At 51.3% G+C, this 10,271-nt stretch carries 10 protein-coding genes; 2 read left to right on the top strand and 8 right to left on the bottom strand.

The annotated features are described in order from the left end of the window. Positions 1 to 823 (bottom strand): chloride channel protein (locus J1784_RS20755; RefSeq protein ID WP_217150745.1); only part of this gene is annotated, 823 nt, incomplete at its 3' end. A 391-nt stretch (positions 824 to 1,214) separates the two neighbouring features. Between J1784_RS20755 and J1784_RS20750 the strand changes: the two genes are divergently transcribed. Beyond that, entirely contained in the window at positions 1,215 to 1,892 is a 678-nt protein-coding gene (locus tag J1784_RS20750; protein ID WP_217150744.1) for an autotransporter outer membrane beta-barrel domain-containing protein, read from the top strand. Positions 1,893 to 1,926: 34 nt separating this feature from the next. On the opposite strand, the gene tcyN is transcribed toward J1784_RS20750, so the two are convergent. From tcyN to J1784_RS20715, 7 genes are all read right to left on the bottom strand, one after another. Next, a complete protein-coding gene (tcyN, locus tag J1784_RS20745; protein ID WP_217150743.1) occupies positions 1,927 to 2,679 on the bottom strand; it encodes an L-cystine ABC transporter ATP-binding protein TcyN in 753 nt (250 codons plus the stop codon). After that, a complete protein-coding gene (gene tcyL / locus J1784_RS20740) occupies positions 2,676 to 3,344 on the bottom strand; it encodes a cystine ABC transporter permease (protein WP_217150742.1) in 669 nt (222 codons plus the stop codon). The genes tcyN and tcyL overlap by 4 nt, the downstream gene beginning before the upstream one ends. A gap of 70 nt (positions 3,345 to 3,414) precedes the next feature. Next, entirely contained in the window at positions 3,415 to 4,215 is an 801-nt protein-coding gene (gene tcyJ, locus J1784_RS20735) for a cystine ABC transporter substrate-binding protein (protein WP_217150741.1), read from the bottom strand. A gap of 135 nt (positions 4,216 to 4,350) precedes the next feature. Beyond that, positions 4,351 to 5,361: a D-cysteine desulfhydrase gene (locus J1784_RS20730; RefSeq protein ID WP_217150740.1), complete on the bottom strand. Its 1,011-nt coding sequence runs from the start codon at positions 5,359 to 5,361 to the stop codon at positions 4,351 to 4,353. A 169-nt stretch (positions 5,362 to 5,530) separates the two neighbouring features. Further along, on the bottom strand, positions 5,531 to 6,037 hold the full coding sequence (gene fliZ / locus J1784_RS20725) for a flagella biosynthesis regulatory protein FliZ (protein ID WP_120506725.1): 507 nt from the start codon (positions 6,035 to 6,037) through the stop codon (positions 5,531 to 5,533). Positions 6,038 to 6,091: 54 nt separating this feature from the next. Continuing rightward, on the bottom strand, positions 6,092 to 6,814 hold the full coding sequence (locus J1784_RS20720) for an RNA polymerase sigma factor FliA (RefSeq protein WP_217150739.1): 723 nt from the start codon (positions 6,812 to 6,814) through the stop codon (positions 6,092 to 6,094). A gap of 307 nt (positions 6,815 to 7,121) precedes the next feature. Continuing rightward, positions 7,122 to 8,585: a flagellin N-terminal helical domain-containing protein gene (locus tag J1784_RS20715; RefSeq protein WP_217150738.1), complete on the bottom strand. Its 1,464-nt coding sequence runs from the start codon at positions 8,583 to 8,585 to the stop codon at positions 7,122 to 7,124. A 253-nt stretch (positions 8,586 to 8,838) separates the two neighbouring features. Here J1784_RS20715 and fliD point away from each other — a divergent pair, with 253 nt between their 5' ends. Next, positions 8,839 to 10,269, top strand: a complete 1,431-nt coding sequence (fliD, locus tag J1784_RS20710) for a flagellar filament capping protein FliD (RefSeq protein ID WP_217150737.1) — start codon at positions 8,839 to 8,841, stop codon at positions 10,267 to 10,269. The last annotated feature ends 2 nt before the right edge of the window (positions 10,270 to 10,271 follow it).

The following is a 10,271-nucleotide window of genomic DNA, read 5'->3' as shown; positions in this document are numbered from 1 at the left end:
GCCCCAGACGCAGCGCCGGATGTGTAATCGGAGTCATCCAGTGACGGACTTTATCAATAGATGAGAGGAATAACGGCCCGAGCACACCTGTCGCGACGCCGATAATCAGCACGGTGAAAATCGCGCCGAGCGACGGACTAAAGGACACTGAGGAATAAAGATACAGCGGCGCGTAGTCGGTCAGTGAACGCACGGTGAGCACCGCAACCGATGCGGAGATAAACAGCGGGATCAGCCGCTGAACGGCGGTCACACCAAACGCGATTTCCGCCACAAACAGCGCCCCGGCAAACGGCGCGTGATAGACCGCTGCCAGTCCGCCCGCCGCAGCCATCGCGATAATATCCGACTGATGGACGCCTTTAAAACGCGAAAACCGCCCCAGCAGACTGCCGCTCAGCGCAGAAAGCTGCACCATCGCGCCTTCCCGTCCGATTGAACCACCGCTGGCAATACTAGCCAGCGACGACAATCCGCGCAGCACGGTGCTGACCACCGGAATGCCCGGTAACCGCTGATCGATAACATCCAGATAATCCGGCATCTTTCCGTGTTTGTTTTCGTAACGCAGCGCCAGGATCAGGATGAAACCTGCAATCACGCCACCGGCGGTGGTGATAAGCGGCCAGATGAGTTTCGGGTATTCGTTGAACGCTTTGGTGATGTCGCTGCCGTCGGTAAACATCAGGCCGTTGACGCCGGAAATTGCCCCGCGAAAAGCAATCGTCACCAGCGCGGCGACAATCCCGGCGGGAATGGCAATCAGCAGGTTAATCAGATCACTCTTTTGCAGGGATTCAGGATTAAGGGCTTTCAGCGTCATAAGATCTCATCATGGGAACAAGGGGCGCGGGTAAGAGTATCAATTTACAACAAAACTGTGAAAGTGTCGGTAATCCGTGACGATTACCTGAAGAGGCCTGAACAAAAGGATCCCCGTCAGTGACATTTATTACTGGCGGCATATTTTATATTTGTCAGCGTAATCTACATTTATTGTATGTATTCCGTTAAAAGAAGAGCGCACCATGCGCCAGAAAGAAATTTGCGGGTCCAGTGGTTTGCTTCTTTGTCTGGCGTGTTTTTCTGCGCACTCGCAAACACCCATTCCCTCTGCCTCGCAAACGAATGTTATACAAACACTGACTCCTGCTGAGCCTGCCTTTCTATTGCCCGCAAAAAAAACAATCTCTGCCACGTCAGGTGGCACAGAGTTGCTTTCCGCTCAGTTTGCTACAGACGATATTTTGGGTATCGGCGTCATGGCCAGCGACAGTAAGTCCCACAGCAATGGCGTTTACGCCACCTGGTATCAGAATGCCAAAACGCAAAATGGCGTATACGCCGACAGCTGGCTGCAATACAGCGGGATGAACGCCAGTGTCGAAGGCGACCCGCGGGCAACTGAAAATAATGAGATCCGTGGTTTCAGCGGGTCACTGGAATCGGGTTACCGTCAGCCGGTCTGGCACGGCGAAAACGGCGATGTATTTGTCACGCCGCAGGCTCAGCTTGTCTGGTACGGGCTGAAGGCGGACGATCATACCGACAGCAACGGCATGCGCATGAGTTCCGGCAGTGATAGTAATCTTCTCAGCCGTCTGGGGGTAAAAGTCTCGCGGGATGGCGTCGCCAGTGACGATCGCGCCAGCGGAAAGTTATTCACCACCTACGTCGAGGCCAGCTGGCTGTATAACACAGATCCTGCCAGCATCAGTTTTGAGAATGAAAAAGTCAAAGAAGCCGGCACCACGAATATGGGGGAAGTGAAACTGGGTATGGAAGGTAAGCTGAATTCAAATCTGAACGTATGGACTAATGTCGGGCAGCAGATTGGCGGCGAAGGATACAGCGATTTATCGGCGCTGTTTGGGGTGAATTACACTTTCTGATTACCCCTCCTCTTCGCCGAGGAGGGGGCTCAATTTAGTGCGCTAAAAACTTCTCGAGGAACTGTTTTGTGCGGGCATGTTGCGGATTCGAGAACAGCTCTTTCGCTGGCCCCTGCTCTACGATCCGTCCCTGATCCATAAAGATCGCCCTGTCCGCCACATCGCGCGCGAAGCTCATTTCATGGGTCACAATCACCATCGTGCGGTGCTCGAGCGCCAGTGCGCGGATGGTGTTCAGCACTTCGCCGACCAGCTCAGGATCCAGCGCCGAAGTCGGTTCATCGAACAAAATCACTTCCGGATTCATCGCCAGTGCGCGGGCGATAGCCACACGCTGCTGCTGACCACCGGAAAGACGTCGTGGATAGGCATTTTCTTTGCCGTTTAATCCGACCTTTTCCAGTAACTTGCGCGCGTTAGCGATGGCCTTTTCTTTCGGCTCGCCCTTCACAATCACCGGCCCTTCAATAATGTTTTCCAGCACCGAACGATGCGGGAACAGGTTGAAGTTCTGGAAGACAAAACCGACCTGTTTGCGCAGTTCACGCACTTTATCTTTTTGTTTGCTGATGGGCTTACTGGCATCAATTTCGATATTACCGACCTTGATGGTGCCGCCGTCCGGTTCTTCCAGAAGATTAATACTGCGCAGCAACGTGGTTTTACCGGAGCCGCTTGGCCCGATAATCGCCACCACTTCACCGGCATTCACCTGTAAATCGATACCGTGTAACACCGTCTGTTTGTTGAACTTTTTAGTCAGTTGCTTTACGTCGATAGTACTCATGAAGGCTCCTGATCCTGACGGTTAACGCGGTCTTCCAGGCGGTTTTGCAGGAAGGATAAAACGGTCGCCAGCACCCAGTAGATAACGGATGCGGCCAGATACATGGTGAACACTTCCAGCGTGCGCGAGGTGACCAGCTGCGCCTGACGGAACAGTTCCGGCACCTGAATGGTGGCGGCCAGCGAGGTGTCTTTCACCAGACCGATAAAGCTGTTGCCGAGTGGCGGAAGTGCCGTGCGCGCGGCCTGCGGTAAAATCACGCGGCGCAGCGTCTGCCACGGGTTCATCCCAATACTTGCCGCCGCTTCCCACTGCCCTTTTTCAATGGACGAAATCGCCGCACGCAGGGTTTCAGAGGTATAAGCCGCGGTGTTTAATGACAGGCCAATCATCGCCGCCGGAATAGGATCCAGCTCGATGCCAAATTGTGGCAGGCCGTAATAAATCATGAACAGCTGAGCAATCAGCGGCGTACCACGGAAAACTGACACGTAGAATCGTGATATCCATGACAGCGGCCAGATATGCGAAAGGCGCATCAGCGCCAGTATGAAGCCCAGGATTAACCCGAAGACCATTCCGCCCAGACTGAGCTGAAGGGTAAACAGGGTACCTTTCAATAAAAATGGTGCTGAATCCAGCACCAGTTGAATACTTTCTTGCATCCGGTAAGAACCTTATGGATCAGTTCGTAATGAGCCGGAGCGCCAGTCTGACGCTCCGGTTTTACGGGTATTATTTTGTGACGTCAGCACCAAACCACTTTTCAGAGATTTTTGCTAATGAGCCATCTTTCTGCATTTCAGCAATCGCTTTGTTGATTGCCGCCAGCAGTTCCGGGTTGTCCTTACGGATTGCTACGCCGGATTCCAGACGGGAGAACGGTGCACCCGCAACGGCTAAGGTATCACCGGTTTTCTTCACCAGATCCAGTGCCGCCAGACGGTCAACCAGAATGGCGTTGATACGGCCTACGCGCAGATCCTGGTATTTAGTCGGGTCATCATCATAAGTACGGACATCAACGCCCTGCACGTTTGCACGCAGCCATTGCTCGTAGTTACTGCCCAGACCCACGCCGACTTTTTTGCCTTTCAGATCTTCAGGCTTGGTGATGCTGCCTTCCTGACCTTTTTTAGTCAGCGCCTGAATACCGGACACGGTATATGGCGTAGAGAAATCGTATTTCTTCTCGCGCTCAGGGGAAATGGTCACCTGGTTGATCACCACGTCAATACGCTTGGATTCCAGCGAAGCCAGCATACCGTCCCATTTGGTCGGTTGCAGTTTCGCTTTCACGCCCATGTGCTGTGCCAGCGCATCAGCGAATTCCACTTCAAAGCCGGTCAGTTTACCGTCTTCGCCCTGGAAACTGAACGGAGGATAAGTGCCTTCAAGACCGACGATCAAAGTGCCGCGATCTTTAACTTTCTTCAGTAAACCTTCATCCGCAAAGCTGTTGCTGATAAGCCCGGTGGATAATGTCACGGCCACTGCCCCGAGGACTAAACGACGACGTAACGCTGAAAAAACCATATTCACCTCAATTATTGTTCATTATAAAAAGTTATATGCCTTACTGATTTGCGCACAGTAGCACCGGCGGCATCAGTTATCAGGAATATAATTCTATAATCTTAGCTCAAAAAAGCATAAGCGTATTTTAGGCGACTAAACCTGCGGATGATACGCAAACAGTGCCGGCGCGCCGCCGGTGTGAATGAACAGGATAGGGCCTTCATCCGGGAACAAACCACGTTCAATGCCGTCAAGCAATCCGGCCATCGCCTTACCGGTATATACCGGATCCAGCAGCATGGCTTCCTGCTCTGCCAGCAATTTCACTGCCGCCATTCCGGCTTCGTTAGGCTCACCGTAGCGCGGGCCAAAATAGCTGTCCCACAAAATAACGGGCGGCGCTTTCTCATCAAACTGAAGCTCAGTTGCCACTTCACGGGCAATGGCTTCCACTTTCGGACGTTGATCCTGCGCACTTCGTGACACTGTCACACCAATTAACTGCGTGTCCGGCATCAGATGATGCAAGGCCACCGCCAGCCCGGCGTGCGTGCCGGCGCTGCCGGAAGCGACCACCATCGCGCTGAAATCAACAAAATTCGCCGAAGACTGTTCGGCGATTTCCAGCGCGCATTGTACATAACCCAGTGCGCCCAGCGCGTTCGAGCCGCCGACCGGTACAACATACGGACGGAAACCCTGCGCTTCCAGACGTTCTACCTGTTCTGCCAGCTGCGCCATCGGGTCATGCAGCGCGTCGCACATCACCACTTCCACATTAAATAAGTCGAGCAGCAGGCGGTTACCGTTGGTCAGATAATTGGCTTCGGTGGTGCCGATGGGGTTTTCCAGCAACGCCACGCATTTCAGTCCCAGCTTGGCGGCAACGGCCGCCGTCTGACGCACATGGTTAGACTGAATAGCACCCGCTGTCACCAGCGTATCCGCACCTTCTGCCAGCGCGGCGGCCACCAGATATTCCAGCTTACGCAGCTTGTTGCCGCCCAGCGCCAGCGGCGTGATGTCGTCGCGCTTGATATAGATGTCGCGTCCGGTGAATTCCGAGAGACGATGAAGTTTCTCCAGCGGCGTCGGGCTGCCTAAGAGTTCGAGACGATCAAAGGCTTCCAGCCGGGTTTTAAGCAATGAAATTTTAGCAGGCACAATGTTCCCCTGACGCACAGACGTGTCGCCGTGCGAAGTCGTTATAGTCGAAGTTGGGTAGAATCTGGAGAATGGTAATAATGTCAGTATATGAAGGATTTATACTTTGCGCTGACGGGGATGCAAGACAAAAAAACAGGCCCCCGCAGGAGCCTGTTTGTGTGTAGCATTATGCTGATTTCTGCCAGGCCAGATACTGGTCGTATTTGCGAAGGGCAATACGGTAGTTGTCATGGCCTGCCACCGGTAAATCACTGATGATCCGCTGGTGGATGCTGTCCCCGGAAACTTTATCCAAAGGATAGTTATTGGCAGAGAGGATTTCATCCAGACGGCGGAGGCGGACAACGTACTCGCGCACCGTGCTGTGATTCATCTCAGTCTGTTCAAACAGATATTGCTTAAACGCCATAATGTCGAAATAAGACGAATGGCTGTTACAGCTTATCTCACTGCAAAAACGACACAGTGCGGTCAGTTCCTGCGACAGGTTGTGCCACACGTCATCATCAATAGGCTGATCCATCTTGGCGATGGCCTCTTTATTGATAATTTGCCCGCGAAACACCAGAGCCATCCTGTCGAGTTCTTTTGCGCACTGTGAGCAGTGAGTCTGACTGTGTTTAAAATCTTTAAGATAACGGCTTAAAGGCCTTGTTTTGATTCCCGCTGGCATAAATTTATTCCTGATAAGGGATATAAAATGTATAACCGGCCAGGAAAAAGCGGATCAGTGGTCGTTTGCCAGACGTGTGCGCAAGCGCTTAATCGCCTGACTGTGGAGCTGGCTTACCCGGGATTCCCCGACATCCAGCACCGCCCCGATCTCTTTTAAATTCAACTCTTCCTGGTAGTAAAGCGTAAGTACCATCTTTTCCCGTTCTGGTAACGCATCGATAGCTTCCATCACCCGGTGGCGCAAATTGCCCTCCAAAAGATGATGTAACGGGTTGGCCTCTTCGTGCCCTTCCATCAATGCCTCGGCAGTATCGCCGTGCTCTTCACGCCATTCGTCATAAGAAAACAACTGGCTGCTGTTCGTATCCATTAATATCTGCCGGTATTCCTCAATAGGAATATCCAGCACCTGCGCCACCTCTCCTTCACTCGGTGGTCGCCCTAATTTTTGTTCTGCGCTATGCATCGCATGGGACACTTCGCGCGCGTTACGTCTGACGCTGCGCGGTACCCAGTCGCGGCTGCGCAACTCATCAAGCATCGCACCGCGGATACGCTGGACGGCATAAGTGGTAAACGCCGTTCCCTGCATCGCATCAAAACGCTCAACCGCATTTAACAGGCCGATCCCTCCCGCTTGCAGTAGATCATCAAGCTCTACGCTGGCGGGAAGCCGCACCTGCAAACGCAGGGCTTCATGGCGCACGAGCGGAACATAGCGCTGCCACAAAGAATTTTTGTCTATCACGCCGTCGGCGGTATACAGATCGCTCACTGTCGTAACCTGGCAAATTGAGGGTCAGTATCATTGTGCCAGTGCTAATCGCTGTTCAATCGGCTGAATAAGGCCTTAAAAGCGCGGTTATTTTGATTATGTCTCGCTCATTCTGTTTCTGACCGGCGGAAAACGATGCGTAAACCATTGTATAAAAATCAAACACAACATAAAGATTATCCTAAATTATACCAGCGAATGGTTTTCATTTAACCCGGAGAATCGTAAATTTTGGTTAAAAAAAACCCCGCCGGAGCGGGGTTTAAGCTGTTTATGACCGAACTGCGTAATTTGTCTGCAAAGACAATTATTGCAGCAGGGACAGTACAGACTGAGGAACCTGGTTAGCTTTAGCCAGTACTGAGTTACCAGCCTGCTGCAGGATCTGTGCTTTAGACATTGCTGAAACTTCTGTCGCGTAGTCAGCATCCTGAATACGGCTCTGTGCAGAAGACAGGTTAGTGGTGGTGTTGCTCAGGTTAGTGATGGCAGAATCGAAACGGTTCTGAATCGCACCCAGTGAAGAACGGAAGTCATCAACCTGGCCGATTGCAGCATCAATAGCAGCCAGCGGATCAGTTGTAGAGGTTTTGATTGAAGACAGAGTATCTGTTTTCAGGTCAGCGCCATTCAGATCGCTTGCCAGGTAAGTCTTAGCATTCTCACCTGTACCAACAGTAACCACTTTGCTCAGGCCATCAGTACCGCCCAGAAGAACATTTGCAGTCTTGCTAGTAGTACCATCAGCATCAGTGTAAGTCGCAGTATCAACGGTCACTTTGCCATTGGTAACAGTCGCTGAATACAGCTTGTTATCAGTGCCTTTTACAGCGTAAGCAGTATCACCAGATGCGTTGGTAACCTGATACAGTTTAGCACCAGAAATTGCGGTAACAGATGCATCAGTCATGTCGATAGCTTTGTTAACAGTGCTAGTAGTCTGTGCAACATCATCTGTTTTAACTGAAGTCTGGTCAGCAACCTGTGTACCCAGTGTTACTGCACCTGAAGTGTTATCAATACTTACTGAGTAGTACCCATCTTTAGCTGTATCGGTTGCGCCAGTAACTTTAGCGAAATAGCTACCGTCGGTACTTTTAACAATAGTTGCAGCGGCAGCGGCAGGTGTAGTATCTAACGCTTTAACAGCCGTATCGAATGCAGTTTTATCTGCAGCAACACCGTTCAGGGTAACGGTTGTAGGCACGGTAGTGAGTGCCTTACCAGTAGAAACGTTAGCCGTTTGCACGTTCAGACCGTTCAGACCCAGAGTGGTGGAGTCGATTTTCTGCAGGTCGATGTCGATGGTTTCGCCGTCGTTTGCGCCAACCTGGATAGACATGGTCTGATTTGAAGCCAGTACTTTCACACCGTTGAACTGAGTCTGACCAGAAACACGGTCGATTTCGTCCAGACGGGAAGTGATTTCGTCCTGGATTGATGACAGGTCGGAATCGGAGTTGGTGCCGTTAGCAGCCTGAACAGACAGCTCACGGATACGTTGTAAGTTGTTGTTGATTTCGCTCAGTGAACCTTCTGTGGTCTGCGCAACGGAGATACCGTCGTTGGCGTTACGTGAAGCCTGAGTCAGACCGTTGATGTTAGAAGTGAAACGGTTGGCAATCGCCTGACCAGCAGCGTCATCTTTTGCGCTGTTGATACGCAGACCGGAGGACAGACGCTCGATAGCGGTGCTCAGTGCGGACTGGGATTTGTTCATGTTGTTCTGAGTCATCAGAGACAGCGTGTTGGTATTGATAACTTGAGCCATGAGTGTATTCCTTCAAATCTGGTTAAGGGTTCGGGCTTATTGCCCACGGCGTTCATCACCGTCCAAACTTGTATCGGCGCTTCACCCGCAACCTTTAGAATTATTTCTCAAAAAATCCTGATTTCTTACTTTGAGAATTACCCTTCCTTATACCGCCTATTCACGCCATTACTTTTTGTTGCATTCCATTAAACTTTTTCTCCGTCGTGCCGATAGGGCTTAAAGACTCTTATACAAACCGTAAAGGATACATATGGCCACTATATCTTCATTAGGTATCGGCTCAGGGCTGGACCTGACGACTTTGCTTGATAATCTGACCACTGCAGAGAAAGCACGTCTGACGCCAATCAGCACCGCTCAAAGCAGTTACAGCGCCAAACTGACTGCCTATGGAACCTTACAAAGTTCTTTACAGTCTTTCGCGGATGCGACTTCAGCATTGAACAGCGCGTCTGTCTATCAGGCAACGACAGCCACCTCAAACAATACTTCTGCTTTTACAGCAACCACAGCAGCGGGTGTTGCCGCAGGTAAATATGCGATTAACGTTACTCAGCTGGCGCAAGCGCAGGTGCTGGTCTCTGGTACGGCGAAAGATACGAGTACAGCTTTAGGCGGAACGACTTCTACCGGTACCCGCAGTCTTACCATTACTAAAGGTGATGGAACACCAGTATCCATCTCACTGACTGATGACCAGACGTCATTAGCCGGTATGCGTGATGCGATTAACGGCGCCGATGCCGGTGTAACGGCCAGCGTGTTGAAAGTTTCCGATGGCAGTTATCAGCTGATTGTTTCCTCAGATGATACCGGTACTGACTCGCAGATGACGCTGAGCGTGACAGGTGATGACACGCTGAATTCATTCATTGGTTATGACTCATCGACCAATACCGGTGGCATGACGCAAAACGTTGAAGCGAAGAATGCGCAGCTTAGCGTCAACGGCATCGCCATTGAGCGTCAAAGCAACGAAGTCACTGATGCCCCGGAAGGCATTACGTTGAATCTGCTGGCGACCACTGACAGCGCAGCAACGCTGACTGTGAAAAAAGACACCAGCGATGCCAGCACGAAAATCCAGGCATTTGTCACTGCGTATAATGCCCTGCAATCAACATTTACCAGTCTGACGAAATTTACCGCTGTCGATAATAATGCGGATACTCAGGACACCAGCAATGGCGCCCTGCTGGGTGACAGCGCGCTGCGCACCATCCAGACACAACTGAAATCAGCTATTTCTTCAGCATTCAATTCCAATGGTATCAGCTCACTTTCCAGCCTCGGTATCACGACCGATCCGAGTACTGGCAATCTGAAAGTCGACACCACCAAACTTGATGATGTGCTGTCAAACAGCACCAGCGATGTCAAAACCATGCTGCTTGGTGACGGCTCTACGACCGGTGTCATCACTAAACTGAACAACCTGAACGTGTCATTCCTTGATACCGACAGCGGTACGATTGCCAATGCAAAAACAGCGGTTAACACCACGCTGAAAAGCCTGACCACTCAGTACAACGCAGTCAATGACAGCATTACAGCCACGATTGCGCGTTATAAAACTCAGTTTACTGCACTCGATGTGACGATGGCTTCGCTGAACAGCACCAGTACGTATCTGACTCAGCAGTTCGCAACCACCAGCACGTCAAGTTCGTTAGGACAATAATT

Origin of the sequence: Rahnella ecdela, from assembly GCF_019049625.1 — a bacterium.
GTDB classification, from domain to species: domain Bacteria; phylum Pseudomonadota; class Gammaproteobacteria; order Enterobacterales; family Enterobacteriaceae; genus Rahnella; species Rahnella ecdela.
This window is presented reverse-complemented; position numbering and strand designations above follow the sequence as displayed.

Bases quoted from the DNA above. Each gene is read 5' to 3' on its own strand.
- tcyN (WP_217150743.1), bottom strand. From the start codon at position 2,679: ATGAGTACTATCGACGTAAAGCAACTGACTAAAAAGTTCAACAAACAG.
- tcyL (WP_217150742.1), bottom strand. From the start codon at position 3,344: ATGCAAGAAAGTATTCAACTGGTGCTGGATTCAGCACCATTTTTATTG.
- tcyJ (WP_217150741.1), bottom strand. From the start codon at position 4,215: ATGGTTTTTTCAGCGTTACGTCGTCGTTTAGTCCTCGGGGCAGTGGCC.
- fliZ (WP_120506725.1), bottom strand. From the start codon at position 6,037: ATGCCAGCGGGAATCAAAACAAGGCCTTTAAGCCGTTATCTTAAAGAT.
- J1784_RS20715 (WP_217150738.1), bottom strand. From the start codon at position 8,585: ATGGCTCAAGTTATCAATACCAACACGCTGTCTCTGATGACTCAGAAC.
- fliD (WP_217150737.1), top strand. From the start codon at position 8,839: ATGGCCACTATATCTTCATTAGGTATCGGCTCAGGGCTGGACCTGACG.